The organism is Halobacteriovorax sp. RZ-2, assembly GCF_043196685.1.
Taxonomy (GTDB): domain Bacteria; phylum Bdellovibrionota; class Bacteriovoracia; order Bacteriovoracales; family Bacteriovoracaceae; genus Halobacteriovorax_A.
Map to the genome: position 1 here is coordinate 170,965 of NZ_JBEBMR010000003.1, position 24,911 is coordinate 195,875.

Annotated in this window: 18 protein-coding genes; 7 read left to right on the plus strand and 11 right to left on the minus strand. The window is 37.4% G+C overall.

Annotation, left to right across the window (positions count from 1 at the left end; translation table 11 throughout):
- Positions 1-5: 5 nt before the first annotated feature.
- Positions 6-3,188, minus strand: a complete 3,183-nt coding sequence (locus ABMA78_RS12495; RefSeq protein ID WP_392860479.1) for a hypothetical protein — start codon at positions 3,186-3,188, stop codon at positions 6-8.
- A 236-nt stretch (positions 3,189-3,424) separates the two neighbouring features.
- Here ABMA78_RS12495 and ABMA78_RS12500 point away from each other — a divergent pair, with 236 nt between their 5' ends.
- Together ABMA78_RS12500 and ABMA78_RS12505 are read left to right on the plus strand one after the other, a co-directional pair.
- The gene (locus ABMA78_RS12500; protein WP_392860480.1) at positions 3,425-5,083 is read left to right on the plus strand and encodes a hypothetical protein; all 1,659 of its coding nucleotides are present in this window, start codon (positions 3,425-3,427) and stop codon (positions 5,081-5,083) included.
- A gap of 22 nt (positions 5,084-5,105) precedes the next feature.
- Positions 5,106-5,903, plus strand: coding sequence for an undecaprenyl-diphosphate phosphatase (locus ABMA78_RS12505; RefSeq protein ID WP_392860482.1), 798 nt, complete (start codon positions 5,106-5,108; stop codon positions 5,901-5,903).
- Here the strand turns inward: ABMA78_RS12505 and ABMA78_RS12510 are convergent.
- The 8 genes from ABMA78_RS12510 to ABMA78_RS12545 are packed head-to-tail and all read right to left on the minus strand — an operon-like array spanning position 5,880 to position 14,030.
- Positions 5,880-6,866, minus strand: coding sequence for an NAD-dependent epimerase/dehydratase family protein (locus tag ABMA78_RS12510; RefSeq protein ID WP_392860483.1), 987 nt, complete (start codon positions 6,864-6,866; stop codon positions 5,880-5,882). The two genes, ABMA78_RS12505 and ABMA78_RS12510, sit on opposite strands and share 24 nt — an antisense overlap.
- A 4-nt stretch (positions 6,867-6,870) precedes the next feature.
- Positions 6,871-8,502 (minus strand): fatty acid CoA ligase family protein, encoded by a 1,632-nt coding sequence (locus ABMA78_RS12515; RefSeq protein ID WP_392860485.1) that lies wholly within the window; start codon positions 8,500-8,502, stop codon positions 6,871-6,873.
- Complete coding sequence (locus ABMA78_RS12520) at positions 8,486-9,379, minus strand: alpha/beta fold hydrolase (RefSeq protein WP_392860486.1); 894 nt, start codon at positions 9,377-9,379, stop codon at positions 8,486-8,488. The genes ABMA78_RS12515 and ABMA78_RS12520 overlap by 17 nt, the downstream gene beginning before the upstream one ends.
- Positions 9,379-10,407, minus strand: a complete 1,029-nt coding sequence (locus ABMA78_RS12525; RefSeq protein WP_392860488.1) for a 3-oxoacyl-ACP synthase III — start codon at positions 10,405-10,407, stop codon at positions 9,379-9,381. Before ABMA78_RS12525 ends, ABMA78_RS12520 begins: the two co-directional genes overlap by 1 nt.
- Positions 10,408-10,422: 15 nt before the next feature.
- On the minus strand, positions 10,423-11,817 hold the full coding sequence (locus ABMA78_RS12530; RefSeq protein WP_392860490.1) for a phytoene desaturase family protein: 1,395 nt from the start codon (positions 11,815-11,817) through the stop codon (positions 10,423-10,425).
- Positions 11,818-11,863: 46 nt separating this feature from the next.
- Entirely contained in the window at positions 11,864-12,109 is a 246-nt protein-coding gene (locus ABMA78_RS12535) for an acyl carrier protein (RefSeq protein WP_103217109.1), read from the minus strand.
- Between the two features lie 20 nt (positions 12,110-12,129).
- Entirely contained in the window at positions 12,130-13,374 is a 1,245-nt protein-coding gene (locus ABMA78_RS12540) for a beta-ketoacyl-[acyl-carrier-protein] synthase family protein (RefSeq protein ID WP_392860492.1), read from the minus strand.
- The gene (locus ABMA78_RS12545) at positions 13,371-14,030 is read right to left on the minus strand and encodes a GbsR/MarR family transcriptional regulator (RefSeq protein ID WP_392860494.1); all 660 of its coding nucleotides are present in this window, start codon (positions 14,028-14,030) and stop codon (positions 13,371-13,373) included. The genes ABMA78_RS12540 and ABMA78_RS12545 overlap by 4 nt, the downstream gene beginning before the upstream one ends.
- A gap of 336 nt (positions 14,031-14,366) precedes the next feature.
- On the opposite strand from ABMA78_RS12545, the gene ABMA78_RS12550 reads away from it, so the two are divergent.
- From ABMA78_RS12550 to ABMA78_RS12560, 3 genes are all read left to right on the plus strand, one after another.
- A complete protein-coding gene (locus ABMA78_RS12550; protein ID WP_392860496.1) occupies positions 14,367-15,212 on the plus strand; it encodes a hypothetical protein in 846 nt (281 codons plus the stop codon).
- A gap of 178 nt (positions 15,213-15,390) precedes the next feature.
- On the plus strand, positions 15,391-18,486 hold the full coding sequence (locus ABMA78_RS12555; RefSeq protein WP_392860498.1) for a hypothetical protein: 3,096 nt from the start codon (positions 15,391-15,393) through the stop codon (positions 18,484-18,486).
- On the plus strand, positions 18,483-21,323 hold the full coding sequence (locus ABMA78_RS12560; protein WP_392860500.1) for a S8 family serine peptidase: 2,841 nt from the start codon (positions 18,483-18,485) through the stop codon (positions 21,321-21,323). Before ABMA78_RS12555 ends, ABMA78_RS12560 begins: the two co-directional genes overlap by 4 nt.
- On the opposite strand, the gene ABMA78_RS12565 is transcribed toward ABMA78_RS12560, so the two are convergent.
- Positions 21,313-22,119, minus strand: a complete 807-nt coding sequence (locus ABMA78_RS12565) for a TIGR02147 family protein (protein WP_392860502.1) — start codon at positions 22,117-22,119, stop codon at positions 21,313-21,315. The two genes, ABMA78_RS12560 and ABMA78_RS12565, sit on opposite strands and share 11 nt — an antisense overlap.
- A gap of 118 nt (positions 22,120-22,237) precedes the next feature.
- Here ABMA78_RS12565 and ABMA78_RS12570 point away from each other — a divergent pair, with 118 nt between their 5' ends.
- On the plus strand, positions 22,238-22,699 hold the full coding sequence (locus ABMA78_RS12570) for a hypothetical protein (RefSeq protein ID WP_392860503.1): 462 nt from the start codon (positions 22,238-22,240) through the stop codon (positions 22,697-22,699).
- A 9-nt stretch (positions 22,700-22,708) separates the two neighbouring features.
- Here the strand turns inward: ABMA78_RS12570 and ABMA78_RS12575 are convergent, their stop codons facing one another.
- A complete protein-coding gene (locus ABMA78_RS12575; RefSeq protein WP_392860504.1) occupies positions 22,709-23,554 on the minus strand; it encodes a hypothetical protein in 846 nt (281 codons plus the stop codon).
- 53 nt (positions 23,555-23,607) lie between these two features.
- Between ABMA78_RS12575 and ABMA78_RS12580 the strand changes: the two genes are divergently transcribed.
- Entirely contained in the window at positions 23,608-24,906 is a 1,299-nt protein-coding gene (locus ABMA78_RS12580; protein WP_392860506.1) for an inosine/guanosine kinase, read from the plus strand.
- Positions 24,907-24,911 lie beyond the last annotated feature (5 nt).

Consider the following 24,911-nt stretch of genomic DNA (forward strand, 5'->3'; position numbering starts at 1 on the left):
TCGAGTTACTGAATCATTCCATCTGACGCTAAGTCACGATCGATCTTTTCAATAAGCCCTGGAATAAATCCTTTTTGGCCATATTGAGATCCATTAATGGCCGCACAAGCAGTTCCACTATATTTCTCACCAATACGGTTCCATTCACTTTGAAGTCCTGGAGAGCTAATTTGAGTAATGATTTTCGCCTCGTAAGCAACTCCTAAAGCAACTAGCTTATCTTTTTCAAAGTCTTTTCTTTCTCTAGTAATACACTCTTCTTTTGCTGTATCAGCTTTTCCATCACATAGTTTACCAACATACTGGTCACGTCCTGATGAGAGCATCTTACAAAGTCCTTTACCTTCATAATCTCCACTAATCTCAGAGGCCCTATTTTTTAGAGACTGAATTTGCTGAGCGATGATTAGGTTTTTGTCAGAGATTGCCTTAAGTGCATCATCTCCAATCTGAGTGTCATCGTTAATGAAGTTTTCAATGTCTTCTTTATACTTACTTTCTTCTTCTGAAAGATTGTCCGTAAGTTTCGTCGTTAGAGAAGTGATTAGCTGATCATCATTTTGCCCACTGTTTGAACAAGCGCTTTGTAGTTGAGCAAGAGATTTTCCACTATTTGTTGAATCTTTTGATTCACCATCTGATGGAATACTTCCTTCTGCCGATGCACTTGCACATAGTTTCTTATACTCAGAAATCTGTTCAAAGATTAGAGTACTTGAAGATCCACCATTCATTGCCATTTGAAGAGGTGATTGCCCTCCTGATTGTGCTTGAAGGATAGAAGCAATTTCTGTTGCATCTGAGTATAGGTCACTTGCATTATTGTCACCTGTACAACCAGGTCCTGGGCTTGAGTCTTGTAGACCTTTTAGCTTGTAGCAGAACTCAACTTGTTGTTGTGATGCTTCAGCTGCCTTTTCTGCACCTTCTTTCGCGGCCTTTTGTGCTGCTTGGTTTCTGTCATTAATAGCTGTCGCACAATTTGAAACGAATTCTTGCCATTTTCCTCTTTCTTCTTGAAGACTTTGGTTAATCTTTTCAACTTGTGAGGCTAGGTGAGTGTTCTGATTCTCAAACCACTTGTTAAGATCAGCTCTCATGCTTGCACTATTACCATTCATTCCTGCTAGTAGGTCGCGCATAAAGGCTTCAGGATCTTTCTCTAGTAGGATACCTTTTGTTTCTGCTTCATCCATTGGTTGATCAAGGTCTTGAAGTTTACCAAATGTAAGACCAGAAGAAGCAGGAATACCATATGCTCTTGCCATTTCTGGAGTTAGGTTAGGGAACATATTCTTGTAAGCATGATCCGAAACCTTTTGCATATGAGCTTGCATTTGTGCCATTAGGGCCTTTGCTTTGTCTTCATATTGTTGCATTTGAGCATTGTAAGTATCTGCTTTTTGCTTAAGTTCTGCTGTCTTTGCATTCACAAGTGTCTCTGTAAAAGTAGCACATGTGTTTACATTGTCAGAACAAGCTGCAGCTTGAGTTACACAAAATGATTTGCTTGATGTTTCATATACATCTGGCCCACACTTGCTAAGCTCAACTGCATTACCATTACAATTGTAAATAAGCTCATCAATTTCCGCCATGATACTTCCGTCGCCTTCTGAGGCAAGAGTTCTCTTTGTTAGAGACTGAAGTTTCTTAGCTTCTGCTTTTAGAGCTTTTGCTTCTGCACGGTATGTTTCTAGTTTTGCCACATCACCAGCTGGCTTAAGATCTCCATTGAAGATAGCAACACATTCATTCTTAATATCGCTATAGTATTCCTTAGCTGATTTTGTCACACTATTTCCACTGCTGTTAGAAACAGTAATTCTAATGTCATTATTGTTAAATGAGTTCGCAACACTATCTAGAGAAGAGAGAGATGTTGGATCAGAGAATGCATTAGATGCTGCTCTTTTAAATGATGAAAGCGTGTCACCTTGGTTTCCAAGCTTAACATTATCAAATGAGTTTACTGCCTGATTAATTGGAGTCGAGTAGGCAGCAGCATTCTTTCCAGTCATACAGTCAATAATAAATTTTTCTTTGTATGAATCTTCTGATTTTGAAGCGAGACGATCAACTTTAATTAAGAAACTTGGATCATCAAACTTTGGAAGGTCAGCATCACTAACACCTAGGCTTGAAAGCATTGTTTGTACTTTCTTAAGTTTAGCTGTTGTATTTTGAGCTGCAAAAGTTCTTGCTGATGAAAATAGGTTAGCAAATTGAGTTCCTTTAAAAAGGTCTTCTCTTAGAGCTTCATCGTAACCACCTGTCGCAAGTCTTTGAGCAACCTTTTTCTTATCAGATTCAATTTGATTTCTCATTGTGATAAGAGAGCTTCCTCTAAAACGTTTTGCCTTACGGTCATCACTACTCATTCTATCTTTTAGGCCAACAAGTCCACCTTGCTTCTTAATGATTTTATTTACATCATATGCTTCCACACATGAAGCTGGCATAATTTTATTAAAGTCAGTATTAATGAAGTCCTGACTTACATTATTTCCACCACCATTAAGTAGAGCGTGAACTTCTTTGATCTTAATTCTATTTTTCTTTTGAATTTCTGCTACTTTCTTAAGTTCTGCTTCGAATTGCTCAATCATGCGATCATACTGAGAAGTCATTGAAGCAAAGTTATCTTGAATACTCTTCATTCCATCCTCAATACATTGAGAACCAACATATGGAGGAGTATTTCTTGGTTTTAGAAAGCTTGTGTATTCATTTAAAATATTTTGTCCAAACTCTAGTGCTTGCTCAGGGATCTTAAGATTCCCACCAATACTACAGGCCCCATTTGGTGCCAGAATTGGCTCTGGTGCAAGAGGACAGTTAAAAGCAGGGTGCATTCTTCTTGACTGAAGTTTTTGTTGAGCATCGGCCTTTGATTTGTTGAAGGCCTGAAGTGCTTGGATCTCAGTGTTTGATAGGCGTCCTTGGTTGTACATTTGTTGAGAGATATCCCCAATCATATTTAGTCCACCAATAACAGTCTTCATTCCTGAACCAGATGTGAACTCTGACCAAGACTCACCATTTTTCTTAAAAGCGAATGCGCTCATCGGAATAGATGAGTGAATAAGTGTTAACGCCATTACGCTGACTTTAACTTTTTTGAAAGAGGAACCTGTTCCTTTCTTTCTTAAGTTATTTTGCTCTTTGGCCTTCGTTAATCTTTTCACTTTACTTCCCCTGTCAATTCAATGCTTTATACTTATCGACATTTTAGTAATTTTCTTTATTTTATTAATGAATTGATGCTTGACCTAATGAATTGGTTAAATAAATACTCAAGGGTGCAAATAAGTCGCTGATTTTATGTGATGGAACATGAGATTTCATGGTGTTAAAATACTTCTATAATTGAGAATATTTAAAATTTGAGTGCCAAAAATAGTGGCCGTTGGTTGAATTATCTATGACGTTTTATACAAATCGCTACCTAAGAATTACTGCTACCATTATCGATTTATGCCTTTGCTTATTTATAAGTTATGGGCTTTTGGGTAGTGAGTTTATTTTATCTATTACAAATGCAATCTTTAATATTAAAAACCTTGGTGCTTCAATCCAACATCTTTATGTCTACTTGATTACATACTTTCTCTATGTATTCTATTGCTCATTATTCTTTAGTATCACGCTCGGCCAATATGTTTGTGGTGTTAGACTTGCAGCGGGCTCGGCCATACAAAAAAGATTAGGTGCCATCATGCGCTTGATCTTATTACCAGTGCGACTCATTTTGGATATATTTGCAAGAGGGGTGGAGTCACCAATAAGTGTGAAACTTACGGCCTCGAGAATTACTTATAAATCAAAAGTATTATCTTACTTAGTTGCTACAATAATTTGTGTTGTCTCGATTGGGCTCACACCATTTAGTGCCCTCATGTATAAGCAGCAATTATTTAGTAGTCAATTTGTGGATTTTGGTCTAAAGACTTTTGTGGAAGGAGAGATTACTGATTTTGAATCGTTCACCGAAATTGGTTCCACAAGTCTAGGTTTTTCAAGTTTTACCAATTTAGATAATTCAAGATTTACCATAAGGCCTAGCTTTGAAATTAGAAAGGTCGATTCAAAAACGATCTATCGTCCATTAATATCAATTTGGGATACGAAACTTAAAAATAAGGGTATCTTTAAAATTTCATCACGCTTTGATCTTTATTCACTTGTAAAGATCGCCCGTGATAACTTATTTCTTTTTGATCTATATTATCCTGAGTTGAGTAAGGTGCTAGAATTGTCAAAAAGGGGAGATGATGATCTTTACTACCTAAGTGGTAGAGCAAGTCTTGAGCTTTTTGAACTGATCTCAAATGCATTTCTCGTCAATTATAAGAGTATTCCTAGGCTCATTTTAAAAGGGCATTTTCAATTTCTACCTTATCTACAGCTTAAAATTGAGCTAGAGAAATTACTTGAAATTACCAATGACAACTATATCGACTTTATCAAAAGCGGTGAAAATATTCTCATAAGGAAAAAAGACTATTCAGGTGAAAATATCATTTACCGCGAAACTTTCTTTAGCCTCTCCCTTTTAAAGCCTGTTGTTTACAAGAGCATTTGGGACCGAAACCTTGATAATGATAAGGCCCAAACAGCTTTCGCAAATACACTTTTCTTTAAAGCGAGATGGGGAGAAAAAGTAAATGAACGACTGCAAACTTGGGTAAAGGATGGGATCTTTAATCCACTTGCCGGCTTTGATCTTATTTCAAATAAAACAGATATTAAGTTTACTCGCGACTATACAAGAGGACTGGAAAACTTTCTTGTAGAATACTATAAGATGGATGCTAGGAGGGCATTAGAATCACAAAATGAAGACTATATCGCTAGTGTTCGTTCGGCCTTACAGCGCTTTAGTCTGGTTTTTCAATTGGCCATGGACAAAAATAAGAATTCTTATTCGAAGGCGACAATTAAAGGTTTTAATGACATCCTTCTTGCTCTAAAATTAAAAGATATTAATTTGCTTTCACAAGACAATGAAAAGAAGGCATTAAAGAAGTCTCCACGAAAGGGGACACGTTCTAAAAAGAGTAAGCGCAAACGCAAGCGTTAAAAGTAACAAAGGAAGTTGAGAGATGACATTATGGATGGCAGTCGTCTATGGAATAATTCAAGGGCTAACAGAGTTTTTACCGGTTTCTAGCTCAGGGCATCTCGCACTTCTACCTTTTATCTACGATTTTAAAGATCCAGGTATCTTCTTTGATCTTGCCATGCACGTTGGTACGGCGTTGGCCGTAGGGATTTATTTCTTTAATGATGTGAAAAGAATTGTAAAAAATGCTGTGCTATTTCTGATTCCCGGTAAGAGCTGCGATAACTTCACTAAGAACTTTCTCATTGCAACATTCTTTACAGGATTCTTTGCACTAATTTTAAAATCAACTGCTGAAAACTATGGGCGTAACGAAGTCTTTATTGCTTTTAACTTGGCCTTTTTTGGAATTCTTCTCTTTATTTCAGATCGAATTGGTAAAACAAATAAGAATATGGAAGGTTTTAGGGCCTCTTCTTCAATTGTGATTGGCCTTTCTCAAGTTCTTGCTATTTTTCCAGGAGTTTCACGCTCGGGGATTACGATTACTGCAGCGAGGTTCTTAGGACTATCAAAGGAAGACGCTTCTTCTTTTTCTTTCCTACTATCACTGCCTTTAATTTTTGCGGCCTTTTTACTTAAAACATACAACCTTATAGGCAACCCGCAAGGAGCACAATTTGATATGCTAAGTTGTGTTGTGGGCGTTATCGTTTCATTTGTCGTAGGACTTGCCACAATTCACTTCTTTATGAAGTTAATTAAGCGTATCCAATTTGGCTATTTCTTAATCTACCGACTTGTTCTCAGTGCTTTAGTTTTTTATCTTCTCAATTGATTCTTCAATTGAAATTTTAGGAGAGTAGCCAAAGTCTTTTAGAGCATTGTCGTGCTTAAAGTAATGTGAGGTTCCCATTTGTAAGGCCACAAATCTTGTCATGGCCGGCTGGCCCTCATACTTGCCAATTAACTTGTAAATGAACTCACAAATCGCTCCAATAAGATAAACTAACTTCAATGATACTTTCTTCGTTAATGGTGCAACACCTTTTGCCATTAAGATTTCATTGATAAAGTGCCATAGGTTTACCGGGCGTTCTTGGCCAATGAAATAGGCCTTCCCTTGATTCTTTGCTTCTTGAATTAGTTCTTTAAGGGCCATAACGTGTGCTAGTGAAGCATTTTCAACATAGTTGATGTCCACAAGATTATTACCTTCTCCTATAATTTTTAGACGGCCACTCTTAGCTCTCTCTACTAATGTAGGAATGATATTCTTGTCTCTTTCGCCGTAAATAAGGTGTGGACGAATTGCTGTGGTTAGTAGTTGTCTCGAGTTTGCTTCATTTGCTTCCAAGACAAGCCTTTCTGCCACTGACTTTGTTCTGGCATATTCGTTTAAATAGATCTCTGGGTAGGCAAGGGATTCGTCACCATTTTTTATCTCTTCTTTTCCAAAGACAACACTAGGTGTACTTGTGTAGACCAGGTACTTAACGCCAGCTTCCTTCATTGCTCTTAAAAGGTTTTTTGTCCCGTCGATATTGATTCTTTCAAAATCTTCTTTCTTTCCCCACATACCGACTTTTCCAGCAACGTGAAAAACAGCATCTATACCTGTAAGAGCATCTTTGATATCTTGAAAATTTGTTAAATCACCTTGATGTGTTCTGATTCCAAGTTCCTCGACCTCACTTGTGTGACGTCTTGAGAAATTGATGACCTCATGGCCTTCGCCTAGAAGGTCTTTCGCAATATGATGGCCAAGAAAGCCAGTTACACCAGTGACGAGAATTTTCATATTATTACCTAAGTTTTCCTTGCTGGGCCATTTGCGCTAGGGCCTTTCGATCAATTTTAATATTATGTCTAATATCGACTGGGAATTTAGAGCAAATAAAAATTTCATCGATATCTTTTGTGTGACTATATTTATTGGCCATAATTTTTAGCTCTTGCTTGAGCCTAGACTTGTTCATCACTCTACCTGTTGGCTCTATCGTTAGCGCTGGACGAACACGGTTATTTCTAAGGGTCCAAATAAGAGCAGATTTTTTAACTTGAGGATGCTTGTTAAAAATAGCCTCCGTTGAAATAGGGTAGTATGTCGTTGCATGGGCCTTTACTTGGTGGGCCTTTCGGCCAAAGAACCAAACACGCCCTTGAGCATCCATCTTTCCTAGATCACCCATACGATGCCAAAAAGTATCACCATCATAGATTTTAGCCTCACGAGTTTTGTCAGGAAGCTCATGATAGGCAGCAGTTGCTGTTTTGGTGCGAACGATGATTTCACCAACCATACCCTTTGCAAGTTGCTTTGTGTCTTTAATGTCTTTGATGACACCATCGACATCCTTTATAATTCTAATCTCTACACCTGGGCAAGGTTGACCAATACAAGTACCACCGCCTTGGGCCGTTTCAAATTGAGTGTTCGTTAAGACTTCACGTCCATTAAAGCAACTTACTGGTAAGCACTCTGTTGCCCCATATGGTGTATATGTGTCGGCATCTTCTCTTTCTAGGCGTGCTATTAATTTCTCATGGACTTCATTTCTAACTGGCGCACCAAACATGACAATATGCTTTACGCTTTTAAGAGTTTGATTTGTCTTTTCTAGATAGTCACCAACACGCTCCCAGATCGCTGGTGAGCCAGCAATAAATGTTGCGCCATTATCATTAATATTTTTAACAAGTGCTTCGGGGTTACACTTTGCAGGTTTACTAGGGTTCATGTCAGGGATAACACTAGTCATACCCATGGACATTGTAAAAAATGAAAAGAGTGGAAATCCTGGTACATCGACATCTTCTGGTGTTAAGTTAAATAACTCTTGTAAGACATCTGTTTGACGATTAAAGATTTCATGAGTGTATTCAACGCCCTTTGGTCGCCCAGTTCCTCCTGAAGTAAAGAGGATGGCAGCAAGGTCGCTACTTTCTACTTTTTGCGTCTCAAAACTAAGTTGGTCTCTTTCTTTTAACGATTTGATTGTTGTTAGGTGTGGAAAGATCTTGCCTTCTGTTGTGAAGAACTTCTTAATTGTCTTAAAGCTGTCCTTTTTAAACATTCTAAGAATATGAACAATATTAACAGCAATTAAATAGTCAGGTTTTGCGTCTTTAATCGCTTTAAATAGATTCTTTAGGCCCATCCCCGGATCAATTAAGATCGGTATTGCTCCAATTTTGAATAGGGCAAATGTCAGTGCCGGGAAATCAAATGAAGGCCTAACAAAGAGTAGAACTTTATCTCCTTTTTGAATACCTTCTAGACTTAAAGTAGCACTATAGTGTGAGCTTAGATCATTAAACTCTTTGAAGCTAAGTTCATCATAGTAGTAACCACTACCTGTTTTTCTTGGGAACTTAATACAAACCTTATCAGGTGTTTTCTGGGCCCAGTTCTCAATCCTATGCGCGATATTCATTTAAGAAACCTTTTATTTCCTTGAGGCAATTATCTTTTTCATCTTCAATAACGTAGTGGCCAGCATCTTGATAAACGACATACTTCGTTTCTGCACTTTCTGGTGGGTAGAAATCCTTCCAACGTTTTAGGAATTTCATATTGAAGCAAAAGTCTTGTGCTCCCCAAAGAAACATCTTAGGGCATGTTACATTTTTAAGATTATCCTCAATTTGAGAAAGTCTTGCATATGTAGGATGACTACTTGATAAAGGTATATCCTTAACAAAGCGAGCTGTTGCAATACGATTAGCATAATTATCATATGGGTGAAGGTAGCCTTCCTTAATATGCTTTGCTAATGGTTTTGTCGTTGTCATAAATGTAGCAGGCCATGCAAAGGCATTAAAGGCCCTTACCATTGGCTCTCCAATTACTGGAAGCTTGCAAAGTGCGATACGCTTTGGAATATCAAGAGATTTAAAGGCCGCAGTATTAAGAAGGATGACTCCTGTCACATCTTGTGGCCTTGAAGTCGCTACACCCATTCCAATCGCTCCTCCCCAGTCGTGAACAAGAAGCTTAAATTTCTTAATCTCTAGTTGGTCAATAAGCATTAGGACATTATTGATATGATTTTCTAATGTGTACTCATAGTCCTGAGGTTTGTCAGAAAGTCCACAACCAAAATGATCTGGAACAATACAGCGATAGTCCTCTTGTAATTCTTTTACAATATTACGGTAGTAGAATGACCACGTTGGATTACCATGAAGCATGATAATTACTTCACCTTCAGGATTTCCTTCGTCTAAGTAGTGGTACTTCTTTCCATCAATTTCAAGAAAGTTATTTCTAAAAGGGTATTCATGTTGCCATGTATTTACTGTCATATTCATTACCAAGTTACTCCTAGGACTGAGCATGAAAGCCCCGAGCCTATGCCCACGAGGGCGATTTTCTTACCTTTTTCAATCCCTTGAACATCACTCATTTTTGCCAGAGTGATTGGAAGGGCAGCGGAACCTGTGTTTCCAAGAGTGTCAAATGTATCAAAGGTTTCATGCTTATTAAGACCTAGCTTACCAAGGACAACTTCTTTGTGGGCCTTACCAACTTGGTGGCCAATAACGATATCAATTTCTTTTGGATTAAGTTTTGAATCATCAAAAGTTTTCTTTGCCAGTGCCTTACCATATTTTAATAATTCTTCAGAGTCTGTTTCCATGACAAGTGACTCTGGATTACCGTCACCTTGGCATAGCTTATTTGCTTTTGAATCACTGCGATTAGTGATTGAAGTGATTTGTGGTGCATTTGGTGCTTCGCTTTTGTGAGCAAGACAATAGGCGACTCCAGCAGAGCCGATCGTAAGGTTTGCGAAGAATTTCTTTACCGACTTTCTCGTAATGCTTTGATCTTCATTCAATGTCTTAATTGTGTTCTCTAAAAGAGGTGCACTATTTTCACCTGAAACAATAATGGCACGTTTGATGGCACCCGTTTCAATCATATTTGCCACAATTTCCCATGCACTAACCATTCCAAGACATGCATTAGAAATATCAAAGAGCATACACTCACTTGGCATCTCTAGATTTGCATGAATAACGGATGCCGTTGAAGGTTCTAAGAAATCACGGCATACGCTTGAGCTAATCAGAAGATTTACATCTGACTTTTTAATGCCTTTCTTAGAAAGCTTATCTAAGAGAATATTTCCAGCTTCGCTAGCAATGGAGCTAGGCCTAGTTGAGTTCGGCCAGAATCCGCGCGACTTTATTCCTGTCATAAGCTCAAGCCTTCCGTGAGGCAGTTTAAGTCTTGTATAAATCGGCTCAAGAAGTTCTTCTAATTTATCACTCGTTAGAACCTCTGGAGGCTCTATATAGGCATAGTCTTCGATTACGACATTATTATATTTCATTCGAATCTTTCCTTTTTATTCCATTAGTCCGTGAAGGTTTGCCATGGAGATCCCACTTAACATAGAACCAATAATTCCTAAGAAACCTTGATCTGTTCCGCAAAGATAAAGTCCTTGAACTGGAGTTCTTCCATCTCTTAACTTATCAGTTGAACCGTAAACGCAACCTCGAAGGTGACCGGTATAGCGCTCAATAGTATGAGGTGTGAAGACATCTTTAAATTTCACATTTTCATCCAAAGAAGCATTCGGATAAAGTGTTTTTAATGTTTGAAGCGATTGTTCATAGACTTCGTTCTTCATGGCCAGGTAAGCCTTACGATCAGTGCTTACCAATTCTTTCCACTTTTCATAATTTGCCATATAGGTAAGACGGATAATGCCTTCATCACTATCGTCATTGGCAAAATTATTTGGAAAGCAGATAACGGCACTTTTATTGTCGATAAAGTCACTAGGCCCGCGATACTGATAATCTTCTCTTTCGTTGTAAAAAAGAATTGTATCATTCATATCAAAGTCTTTTGGACGCTCATCAAGACAAAGAATTGTTTCACAAAAAGTCATTGGCCCAACAGCGACTTTCTGCGAAGTCTGTCCCTCTGTAATGGCCATGGTTTCAGGGTGGCCCATACTAGAGATGACCTTGTCACACTCAAGTACTTCTCCATTTTCTAATGTAACACTTGTTACTTTCTCATTATTTGTGTTGATTGAACAAACGCCTGCGCGAAAGCGAAGCTCTCCACCAAGCTTTTCATACTTATCAAGTAAGAGGTTAATGATCTTTCTAACTCCACCATCAGGTCTAGCAAAACCTTCCAGATAGATACTCTTAAACATGATAACAAATTGAGAAAAGTCCATGTCATCTTCCCATGCTGATCCGTAAATTAGAAGGGGAGCGAAGATCATGGAGATAAGCTTTTCATTCTTTATATATTTTCTGGCAACATCCTTTGCCATATAAGTTTCATTATTTAAGGCGACTTCATTGAAGTCTCTAATATAGGCAACAAATTGATTAAACTCATCAATTGATGCAGGAAATTTATCAGCAATTTCTTGTGTTAAAACTGCAAAGTCATTTGTAAAAGTGAGACTTGTTTCTGGAAAGATGATCTTTGATTGCTTCTGTTCAATTAGATCAAGTTCGGCCCACGGTAGTCTTAATTGCTTAAGAAGTTTCGTGAGAGGTTTTCCTCGCTCACCACGAGTTGCAAAATTTGTCAGGGCGTGAAGTCCTACGTCGAAATTTCTCTTTCCACGTCTGTAATAAGAATTAAGGCCACCAGAGATTGAGTGCTTCTCTAAACAGACAACTTTCTTGCCAAACATCGCAAGTCGGATACTTGCGGCAAGTCCACTCATTCCAGCGCCAATTACAATTACGTCATATTTTTGTGTCATATTATTTCTTTTGAAATAAGGCCACGTGACGTGGCCTTTATTAAACTTACTGGAATTTTGGTGTTAGGTAAGCAACACAAGAATTCATAGAAGCAAGCTCAGGGTAATCTTCTTGAGGTACTTCGATTGAGTGTTGTTTCTTAAGTTCCATAACGATATCAAGAAAGTCCATTGAATCTAGGTCTAGTTGATCTCTTAGTGGAGTTGCATCATCAATAGATGTAACATCATCATCAACTGCGATGTCTGCAATAATATCAACTACGATTTGTCTTACTTGTTCTGGTGTCATATTTTTCTCCTGTTTCTAATTTAAGCCTTAGCTTCGTATTTCTTTATGATTAATGTTGAATTAATACCTAACATCCCAAATGAGTTGTTAAGGATATATTTCACGTCTTTCTTTAATGGTGCTTCAAGTACAAGCTGATCCATGGCACACTCTGGATCGATCTCATCAATTTTGTGGCATGGGTGAACAAGGCCATCTTCAAAACTTGGAAGATTTCCTGCAAGTTCAAGTGCTCCGGCCGCTCCCATGGCATGACCGATTAAGCCTTTTGTACAATTGACAGCAACTTCTGGTGAATCTTTGAAAGCTTCTTTAATACCAGCAACTTCTTGGATATCTCCCATCTTTGTACCAGTTGCATGAAGGTTCACAATATCGATATCATTAATTGTAATTCCTGCTTTAGCGATGGCCTTATGGACACATTCCATTTGGCGCTCTGGGTTTGGAAGAACGAAGTCCGTTGCATCACTATTTGTATGGTAGCCAGCGATTTCACCGTAAATCTTTGCACCACGAGCAAGAGCGTCTTCAAGTCTTTCTAGTGTATAAACACATCCGCCTTCTGAGATAACAATTCCGTTTCTGTTATTATCTAGTGGGCGTGAAGCACGAGTTTGATCTTCAGGGTAGTCTGCTAGTGCCCCTTGTGCTTTAAATGAGACGTGGTTCCCAAATGAGTTTGATGATTCTGAAACACCACCGGCAAGAGCAAGATCGACTTCCCCAAGTTGAAGCATTTGAACAGCTTGGATAACCCCCATATTTCCTGCGGCACATGCAGCACCAATTGTATAATGCGGTCCTGTGATTCCAAGATTTAAAGAAACCTCTCCGGCAGGTGCGTTGGCAACTGTTCTAGGGTTATGATGGTGAGTCCAAAGCTCTGGCTTCTCATCATTATTCTTATAAAATTGGAATAACTCTTCTTCTGTTTCAACTGGGCCATGTTCAGTAATTCCTAGATAAATCCCAATACGAGACTTATCCATTGAATTAATATCTAATCCAGCATCTTCTAATGCTTCTTTTGAGCAGTAAACAGAGATACCACCAACACGAGTTCCGCGCTTTCTCATTTTACCTTTTTGATGCTTTCTTTCGTCAAAATCACATTTTCCTACAGGGATTTGCCCCATAAAACGTACTTCTTCATATGTGATTCCTGACTTTTGCTCTAAAAGAGCTGAGCGGAATTCTTTTAAGCTATTTCCATTTGGTGCAGTTAGGCCCACACCTGTGATAACGACTCGTGATAGGTTCATTCATTGACTCCATTATTATGTTTTTCATTTTCAATTTTTGATACGATATTTAAGAAAGAGTTCTTTAACCCTGAAGTAATCCCAGATTTGATTTGATTGATATCTGTGAGGGAGTTTTTTAAGACTTTCGTTACCATCGGAAATTTTTCAATGGCCATATAAGGGTTATCGAGTTCTTTGCTGATTGAAATGATAAATTCGCTAAGCGATCTAGCAAAGCGAGTAGTTGTTAAGATATTTGTTAAACGCTTCTTTCTTTTTTCATCATGGACGAGTTTTAGTGATTCAGCAGTGATATTCTCAAACTCTTCAATAATCTCAAGTTCACGCTTCTTTACAATATTTGAGACAATATTGATGGCATCATCATTGGCCTCGTGAATTTTCATGCGTTTAATTTCAGGATGATCATGAGAGATGACCATCTTATATGTTGCTAGAGTCTTTAAAGCACTAGAAACTGCCGGCTGTGAAAGCCCAAGAATTTTTTCGATTTCATCTGAAGCAAGTGGCCTTGAAGAATAGACGAGTACGCCAAAGACGGCACCTTCGATGCGTTTAAAACCAACTTTAGAAAAGAAGGCCTCATAATGAGGAAGATACTCAAGTAGTCTCTTTTCAACAATTTCAATGTCCATATCCATAGCTTCTTTCATCGTGAAATAACCTTTATATTTTAAAAATAAAATATAAGTAATATTGTCTAAGTGGTCAATCTTAAAAGGATCCTAAAACATTTTTGGAACGCGGAGCATTGATTTGTCACGGTGCAAGGTGCATCTTGAACCCAATTTTTCTAACAGTTTCTTATAGCACCAGTAAAAAATCCACTTTAGGGCCAATATGGTACTAAATGCATCAAGTTTGTGAGAAAAAAGTTGGCATGGATCTTGAACTAGTTTCATTATTCTAATTTTAAAATCACGAAGATTTTATTAATGACTGGCCTTGCTGAATAGCAAAGGTTTCAATTTTTTTGAGGGAGAGTATAAATGAAAAAATTATTAGCGGTTGCAGCACTTGGTACGTTACTTGTTTCTTGCGGTGGAAGCGGAGGCTCTGGATCATCGTCGACTTATGGAAGATACACTTCTCCATACGTAACAGCACAAGGATTTGTATCGGCATTAAATAGTGTTGATCCTTATTACTATGACCTAAACACTCTTGAGAAGGATCAGTATGATTCTCTTAGAGAGGACTTCTTTGTTTACTTCGATGCTAAGTATAATGAATTCGTAGCAGTTGATATTACATACCTTAGAACTCTTGCTTATTGGGACTATTACTCAAATAACCAAGGTCTTGCAGATGAATTCCGTGACGTTCAATCAGATGATGCATGGGACTTAGGAATTATTGGTGACGGTTGGGGTGACGATTATGAAATCGTTGACTACGTTGGATCAGATGTTTTTGGTGATCCAGTATTCCAAGGTTTTGACACTGGTTACTACTATGAAGATGAAGAAGAGACAATGGATACAGGTCTAATGGCCGCCAATGATGATGAGCTTCAAATGTTTAATAAAGCATCTCTTTATTCTCAGGCCTTCAAACTTCCAGCTGATAAGGCACTTTCTCTTGTGACAATGGAAAAAGAAATCAAGAAAATGCTTGAAAACGCAAAAGATGGTGAACTTCTTGAGCAAGATCAGCAGGCAATTGCAAATAATATCAAGCACTTTACTGGAAAATCGATTGAAGAGTTTATGGCAGCTAAGAACGATCTTAGTGCACGTGAGCAAGTTCTTGATGATGTCGCTGGACACCTTGGGACAACAACTCAAAATATCGAGGATGTTATCCTTCCAGAATTACTTTCAATTGAATTATAAGCTATTGAAATTATATCCAAATACCACACATTTAAGAGGGCCTGAATGGGCCCTTTTATTTTGAACTTGTACAGCGATTAAACAGCACTTGTAGATCTTTCAAAAGATCCAATTCTAGCGCCAAATATTGTTACTTTAGAGCGTAATGAAAATTTTAAATTTAAGTATATTGATTTTAGTGATTTCGATCTTAACGGCAAAGGTCTTTGCCGCCGATGGACTTGTTGCCATAAATGGTGAGGCCCTACCGGCATCGGATCTTTATAGTATAGAATATGGCCCAATTGATTCTGAACAGGCCTATGAGCTACAGGCCGAAGGCATTGATCTCTCAACTCTTTCTCCTGTTTTATCAAATCTATGGAATGGGGCCAATAATTTTTCTCGTTTTAAGGACGATGCTCTCTTACCAATTAGAGACGCTGACTCATTAAGCTTCTCTGGAGTTATCAGCTCTCCTGCTGGTGTCCTTAGATTTAATGCCCAAAATAGTGAAGGTAATTTTCAAGTACACCTTTCAAAAACACTTCATACAATTCTTCTTCGTAAGAATATGCTTAGAGGCTTAGGCTATGTTGTTCCAACTTCTAAATACCTTAAGAATATTAAAATCAATTTCAAAGACGAAAAACAAAAAGACTACTTTAAAGATGTAGAGCTCGTTATTAAGTTGGGAGCTTCATATAAGAATTGGCTTGTCGAAGAGGGAAGTGACTACCTTATCTTAAAGGATATTTTCGTAAGACATCCTAAAGAAGATGATTTTTATGACGTTGCCCTAACTTCAATTAATGATACTAAAGATCTTCGTACTCTTAGAAGCTTAATTGTTGTTTATTCACTTCTAAATTTAGAAGAATCAATTAATAAATTTTCATTTAATTTTTTAAAGATCAAAAATGATCATCTACTTTTTGAATATCCAAGCTCTACTGATTTCAGTGCTACCTATGATGATGTAAAATGGATTGCAAGATTGATAGGAAATTTAAATCGCAATGAAATCACACAAATCGTTAAACAGTCTCACTATCCAAAAGTTGTTGAAAGGCTTTTAATCGAAAAGATTATCGGTCGACGAAATAATCTTATCTCGACATTAAAGATAAATGCCCCTCTTATTGAATATAAGAAAGATATCGAAGATCCTCTTGTTGAAGATGGTTTTCTTATTCCACACAGCTTTGAAGGTTATGCTGGCCAATTTAGCTTTGGAGCTAGTAAGTCGCCAATGGATGATATTCCGGCCTTTCTTTTTTCAGAAGCACAAAGTAGTACTTTTAAATGGATTACTGGAAAAATTAGTGAAGGCCTAAGTGCTTTTGACTTATCAAAGGCCAAGGTGAAGTGGTTACAAGAAGACTTTCTGGCCAATAAGGACTTTGCTCTTGATTACTTCGCTGAGCACGGAGAGTTTCCACCTCTTCCTTTTTCTTCTTGGAAGTCACCTGTCGTTAGAGGAAATATTATCTTTGGCCGCGACGTTGTTGTAGGACAAAGTCTTGGAACAGATAACTTCGTTCAACTTGCTGACACAATTGGATTTACCACAAACCTAGGGCTTTTCATTGGGCTTGAAAGGTTTATTTCACAAACAACTGGTGGTTCAGTCTTTCCAAATATTGGAATCAATACAAGCTATACTCATGTAAGGCCCCTGCAAGATCTAAGGGAGGCGATTAAGACTCCTTATAAGAATATGTTAGTTGGTAAGACACTACGTAATATCGAAGAGAGATTAAAAGAATCAATCAATATTTCAGATCTTAATAATGAAACAAGAAGAGAAGATCTTCATGCAATTTATAATGAAATTTCTCAAAATTTTGGAATAGGAGAGTCGATTATTATCTCAACATCTGTTGTTCCAGATGTAACACTGTCTCTAAATGCCCCTCTTTTTGGTGTGGCCAATGGATATGGTTCGATTAGTACTAAGTACAAAGAACTTTCAAGAATTCATATTACTCGAAAATCAAAGTATAAATTTCAAGTTTACTATGATGAGGCCAATGTAAATGAAGTTAGAGCTCGTGGTGGAATTTCATATTTAATCCCAATTATTATGAGTGAAGCTGCATCAATTAAATCGAAGCTGGACTTAAAGTTCTATGAAATAAATATGGACCCAGAACAAGATGATTTAGTGTTTTCACAAAATGCGGCCAAGTTTCTATCAATACTCAGAGATCGCTCTAATGAGGCAATGGGGCCAGAAGATATTCAAGTTTATAACAATTCGAAAGATAAAACGTTTAACCTAAATCTCTTATTTTTCGTCTCTCGTACCTTTAAGTCGATTACTGAACTCTTTGTTAAAATTAAGGATCAAGTCAATATCAAATTGATTTCATCAACATTTGGAGAGATGGACGGGATTGCTGTTGGAAAATTCTTAAAGAATATTGCCTCTTATAATTTAAAGAAATTTATTAATAACTTAGATGTGAGCTTTGATAAGAGCTACATTCCTATGATTGAAGAAGCAAAGCACTATTATAAAAACCCTGGAAAGGACCTTTTTGGTGCCGCAACAACATATGAGACAAAGTTTGAATCTAAGCTAAGTGATGTTGATGCTAGGCCAACTCTCGATAATATGAATGAATTGTATATGCATTATCGAAAGACTCATGAAAAGGCCATCATGAAGGAAAAGACAATTAAGAAGTATCTTAAGAAAGAAAATGAGGCCTTCAATCTTAATTTCTATACACCTTCGGATGCCAATGATGCTGGAGATATGCACTTTGTGCGACTGGAGAGTAAGATTCATTTCTTTGATAAATCGGTAAAGAAGATTCTTTCAATTACTTCAAAAGATCTAGATAAAATCACACGTAAAATGAAGATTAGAAGATGTTTTAGACGTGGTGGGCGAGACAACGATAATACAGGCCGTACGATTTCTGAAAAGCTTCGCTGTGGTGATCTCGATCCCATTAGAAGTAAGCTTTATTGGTGTAATAAGTATTTAAATAAGAATAAAACGCAAAAGGGACTTAAGTGTTTGGCCCATGTTGGACACTACTTTGCTAAGTATGTTGATGCAAAGACACTACTCGACTTTTTTGGCGAAGATAATATCTATATTGAATCGCAATTATCAGGTTACCGTGTTGGAAGTGAGCTAATGATGAAGCCAATTGTCGGTAATTCTTATGGGAAAATTAATTCGAGAAATTTTGGTGGGCCAATTAATAAGCTTGTTAAGGTTCTTGGGATGATCAAGGCCGAAGTCTTAGGGCTATGGTATAGGGAGACTCTAAAATGATTTTTAATAAAGTCACAGCTCTTTCTATTCTTATGTGCTCTATTATTACTCAAAGTAGCTTTGGTATCGACTTATCTCAAAGACAATGGAATATCAAAAATACGGGCCAGTCATATATTAGAAAGACATCTGAGCTAGGATTTGAAAATATTGATGGTGTTAAGGGTGTTGACATTAATTATTTCACTAAGGCCCAGCTTGATCAATTTGGCAGCTCCAAGGTTATTGTTGCTATTATCGATACTGGCGTGGATGTGAATCACCCTGAAATCAAAGATAATATTTGGTTCTACCCAGGTTGTGTCGGTAAGACTGAAGAAGAGAAAAAGGCCCTACCTTGTCACGGTTATAATGTCCTTGATGGAAATGGGAATGTTTCTGATGAGATTGGTCACGGTACATTTGTTGCAGGACTTTTAGCTGCCAAAAAAGATCGTGTTGGTATTGATGGACTACTTCCTGAGAATATTGAAATTATGCCAGTTAAGGCCATCACAAACTTTAGAGGCTTTACTCATGATGGGAAAGTTGTCTCTAGCTACTTGGCCAAGGCCATCGCTTTTGCCGTAAATAATGGCGCACAAGTATTGAATCTATCTTTAGGGATCCCAAAAGTTATCGAGACTCCTCAGGTTGTTAGTGCAATTGATTATGCTCTAAAGAAGAATGTTATTGTTGTTGCCTCGGCCGGAAATAATAACAAACGAAGAAATATCTTTCCTTGTAATTATAACGGTGTTGTCTGTGTAGGTGGAATTGATATTCAAGGTCAAAAAGTATCTTCATCTAATTACGGCCAGACTGTTGATATCTATGCTCCAGGAGAAAAACTTGTTGGTACAATTCCATCAAGTATGGAATCAACGGTTCTACGTGTCGGTAATTATGATATTAAAACGGGGACATCTTTTTCTATTGCACATATTACGGCCCTTGCCGCTGCAGCTAAATTAAAAGACCTGGCCATTAATAGCTATGACTTTTTAGCAAAATTAAAATCTTATTCAAGAACTCTTTCTGAATCTGATCTCTTAATGGCCGACTATCAAAAGTTCATGGATTCATTTAGTACTGGTTTTAATAAGCCTCTGCCACCAGTCATTTTAACAAAAGGGGTGGATAGTATCACAATTGATAAAATAGTAGATGATAACTATGGCGCCAGTCTAAGTTTTGATATCTATTCTAAATATGTACTCGAAGATGCAAGAATCTGCCTCGGTTCGATGGTGATATACGATGAAAAGACATGCCGTCAAATATCACTAAAAGAAGGTTTAAACCGAGTTCAAATAAGTGTAAAAATACCAAGTCTTGATATTGATACTTGGCAAAGGCTTAAGTTGAGCCTCGTAAAAGATGATGCTCTTATTTCTGATAAATCTTTTGATGCTCAGTTCTTTGTGCCTCTTCCTATTTCTTATAAGAAACAGGTTTCAAAAATTGCAGCTGGTGCTCTTTTGAGAATTGCACCAAATATTAAAAGTTCTCAATTGCAAAAAGTTATTGAATTTGACGCCAAGAAAAGCTCGCAAGACTACTTTGTTTTAAATAACCGCTCGCTAAAGAGTATATTCTACTTGTCTGAAGAGAGACAAAGCTTTGAACCATTTCAGATTCAATTTTCTAAGGATATAAAAGTTATTAGCGTCATGAAAGTGGATATGAATATTGATGGTCAGCTTGATATTCTTGTCTATGGTACATCATCTAACAATCGTGAGTATATTCTTGAATCATTTGATTCGCGAGGAAGGCCACTCTTTGGAGAGCACTCTCGATGGAGCTTGAATGCAACTCAATTTGGTGGGCTGGATTTTAATCGAGGACGTCCATATTTCAATTTTATAAGAACGCAAACGAATAAGCTTGGGAGTGTCTTAGTTCCACTTGTCAGTAAGGTTTTTGAGTTACCTCAAGTTGATAATAATACAGACCCAATCGACTTTTTAAATAATATACAAAAAAAGAGGCCTTATTATCTATTGCCATCTCTTGAAGATGATAAGGTGAAGTTACAAATTAGAACCTTAGAGTCATATCAATTTGATACAAAGATTAGAGAAATGCTTGATCTACCTTTCTTTAAGAAATTACAATTTGTTTCATTTCTTGAACAAGATAAAGAGTCTCAAAATAGTGGCCAAGTTAGAATCGTCTATGCTCTTGGTGAAGTTAGCTTCAATGAATATTACGAGATTATCTTTGATGATACCCAAAATTTTAAAATTATTAAAAAGGGGAGATCTCTTCAAATTCATCAGTCGAATATTTCCACAGTTCGCTCGACTGCTGATGGTGATTTTATAAGTGAGTATTTGATTACACGCCAACAAGAGCTAAATAAGCTATCTTTCAAGCTTTCTAGAGGTGGACGAACATTAAGGTTTGAGAGTGATTGGAATGATCCACTTGCTTCAATTTTGGCCGTCTATAAAGAAGAGCAAAATTATTCGATTTATATCGAAGGACGCTATCATATTCACCTTGTTGTAACTGATGGCAAAAGAATTATCAGCACTTCAAAGACTGCGATTAATCGTGAGTCAAGTTTTCCTGGTGGAAACTTCTCTCAGATTTTTCAGATGGGACAGCTGAGTTCTTCTAAAGGCGCAATCTATACTGATATGCAGAGACTCTTTGGTGACAATATTCGCTTAATTACAAGTGACGAGGATAAGGTTAGCACAAAGCTAAAATATAATTATGCCATACCTTCCCAGTGTGCTCTAATCGGCCACACGCAGATTGAAAAGCAGATGCAAGTGAGGCTACATTGTATGGGCCCTGGAAAGTTATCAAGTATAATGATTTCTAATACAATGATTAAGCAGTAAATGGAAAGAAGAGTGTCGATAGGGTAAAGATCTGATGCTCTTCACTATTTCCGCTTTCACAGTCAAATTCCTCTGTGAATTCATCAATAAACTTCATAATCTTCTTCTTTGCTTCAGGTAGGTCTGATCTTTTTACATTAATGAGAAAGTGCTCTAAGACCCTTTGCTCTTTTGGAAGATAGTAACTATCGGCCGATAGATCACAAATCTCTTTATGAAGAGGGAGAAATTGTGACATATCAAGCTTGTACTGTGGAGTGTATTCTTTATTTAAGTATATTTTTGAATTCTCAATATTGATGATCTTTGCACTCTTCATTTGTTTTAAAATGTGTGAGTAGTCTTCTTGTCCCTTATAGATCATTTTCTTAGCACTTAGGTCTTTAGCAGTCTTGAAGTCGCTCCACTTAAGCATCTCTCTTAATAGTGCCATTTCCCATTTAAATTCAACTTGGCGATCGGCCCTTGTTACATCTGAAGTGCGTTTTTCAACAATGGCCTTAAAAGTTTCTTCATCACCCTTAGAGTTTTTCTTAGCATCAACTAAGGTCTGAAAAAATTCTGCTTCTTTCTTATTTAACTCAAGGTTCTTAATTAACATGGCCGTGATCTGAGGCCCAGGATGCCTTTGGCCTTTGATAATCATGGTAAGTCCTGAGACACTTGAGATCCCAAGTTCTTTGGCCCAACGGCCAAATGTATACTTTTTATCAACAGATTTACGGCCTAGATAGATATCTTCTAAGTACTGACGATAATCAATATAGCTAAATAGGTCTATACCCCTAATTTCCATAGTTTACATATCGACAGATAGAGAAAATTATTTAGTAAGTACCTAAATATATTACACACTTACTTGATGAAAATGCCTTGGTATAGGATAAATACCTCATCATACATGAGGGAAAGAAATGCTTAAATCAATTTTACTATCTATTATTATCTCATTTAATACATTCGCACTAATTTCTAGCGAGAAGCCATTTTCTTATAAAGAAAATCAAATCGATATTGATTTCAAGACTGGCTGGGGTGCAAAAACTGGCTGGGGAGCAGAGCAAATTGAAGAGATCGTAATGGATACCATCAAAAGAGACTATAAGAAGGTTTGTTTAGATGGACAAAAGGCCGCTTTCTCTGTTGATGCCGACGAATTAAAATTTAATATTTATTCTCTAAATCAAGTTGAGCTAGAGAGTCCAAATGATAATACAATTTACCTATCGGTATTTGTTTCGATGAAAAGTCGATACATGTTCTCTGGAGTATTTGATAATTATCTCGTTAAAGTAGAATACGATGAGAATCTTGATCAGATTTTTGTAAGCTACAAAAACGATGATGGTGACAATAACTCTATTAAATGCTTCTAGCTCTTTGAGCTAGAGGCGAAAGCTTATCCCTGCTCCAATTGACACACCTCCAATTGAAGAAACAGTTTCTGTAACCAAATTATCCATTGAGCTTGTGTAAAGGGCCGTTAGTCCTGCCTGGCCATAAAAGCCAACCCTTGAATATGGTGCAAATCGAATACGCCCACCAATATTATATCCATAGGCCATTCCAGTTGCCTTCTCGCCAAAGTTTTCTTGTTCAAAATCACCCGTTAGAATCAGGCCAGCAAAACCTTCTGCAACAAAGCTGTTGCGATTAATCAAACGATACTGATATTGAAGCTCTCCCAGAACACTGTTGATGCTACTGTATGTTGCAGAAGCAGTTAGGTAGCCAAGTGTTATTTTGAAGCCATGACGATGTTTAGGGTCACGATATTCGATCGCTAGATTAAAACGATTAAAGGCGGGAGAAGTTTCATTGGCGTATTTTGCCTGAAAGTCGTCCCATTCCGTACCGGCCTCAAATCTTGCGTAATCGAGAGAGATGAAACTATTTTCTTTTAGTCTTTGGGCATCATTTGTGAATATTGTCTTCACATCGTGATCTGTAACTTCAGGAACATGCTCGAGTTTTGTTCCCGAAACCGAGTAACTTATATCATTAGTCCTAACATATGCAATCTTTCCTGAGACAACTAGTGGTACAATCGTCCCTTGTTTTAGGTCATTGTCTCCGACTTTAATTTTTCTCCCACTGCGAATGTAGCCAATTGGGGCCGAAAGGTTAACGTCAGCGTAGACAATTGTTTGTCGTGATTTTGTCACGGCATAACGATAGGCGAGAGTACTTAATTGAGTAAGAGAAAAAATTAACACTAAAAGTTTTTTCATATATCTATTATAATCAAAATAGAATTTTTGACTACATTAGTTTAGGATTATTTATGAGATTTCCAGGTAAGAGAAGATCAAAGCATTACTTTCCAGTAAGCGCCAAGGGTCGACTTTCTTTTGAGACAGATTTTAACCGCAAAGAAAATGTTTATATTGTTGGCATCGATCAGCTTCTTGTTGATATTGAAATTGATGCTTCATTTGAACTATTAGAAGAATTTGGCCTTAAGGCAGGCGAGTCTTATGTACTATCTGATAAGGATGTTGAAGACCTTTATCAACGCTCGTATGAAGAAGGCCGAATACTTGGTCAGTACGCAGGAGGAGCGGTTGGTAATACTTTACACAATTACTCGGTATTGTCTGATGATCAGTCTTTTGCACTTGGAACAATTTGTGAAACGATAAAGGTAGGTGACTACGCCTTTAAATATATCTGCAGTACTTCTTCTAAAGTTGATTTTAGCTACCTCCAGCCATGTGCCGGCCAGATGGCCAGAGCAATGTGTTTGATTACTCCAGATAAAGAGAGAACCTTTGCTATTGGAAAGGGGATCATGAATCAACTAACAGAAGAGTTTATACCTGATGACCTCATAAAAAACTCAAGCGCCTTGCTAGTGACAGCATTCCTTTTAAGAGATCGTAATGCTCCTCTTTATAAAGCAACTCTTAAGGCCGTAAGTATTGCTAAAGAAAATGACATACCAGTTGTTTTTGCTCTTGGAACAAGCTCTCTGATAGAAAGTGATACAGAATTCTTCAAAAACTTCATTAGAGAAAATGTAAATGTCTTAGCGATGAATCGTGACGAGGCCCAGGCATTACTTGGTATGGATGATCCGCTACTTATTGGAGAGGAGATTTTAGACTATACCGATTTAGCACTTATTACAGATGGGGAAAGAGGACTCTATATTGCTTCTTGGGCATGTGAAACAAGGGCCCGTGAGACAAAGGATAAGCTTCATTCTAAGTCGATTGAAAATTATAATAGATTTGAATACTCTCGCTCTCAGTTAAAAGCTGATTGTAGTGGGCCAGTTAAGATTTATTCTCATATCAATCCATTTATGGGAGGACCTGAGAATATTGAAAATACAAATGGTGCCGGAGATGCAGCACTTTCTGCAATCTTGCATGATATTGCGGCAAATGTTTATCACCAAAAACTACTACCTCATTCTATTAAGCACGATGGCAAGTATCTAACGTATTCTTCAATTCACCAATTATGTAAGTATGCAAATCGCACGAGTTATGAAGTTCTAAAGCAGAAGTCTCCTAGACTCTCACATAACCTTCCGGTTAAGGAGCAAAGTCTAGAAGAAAGTTATTGGGAAATGTAATTACA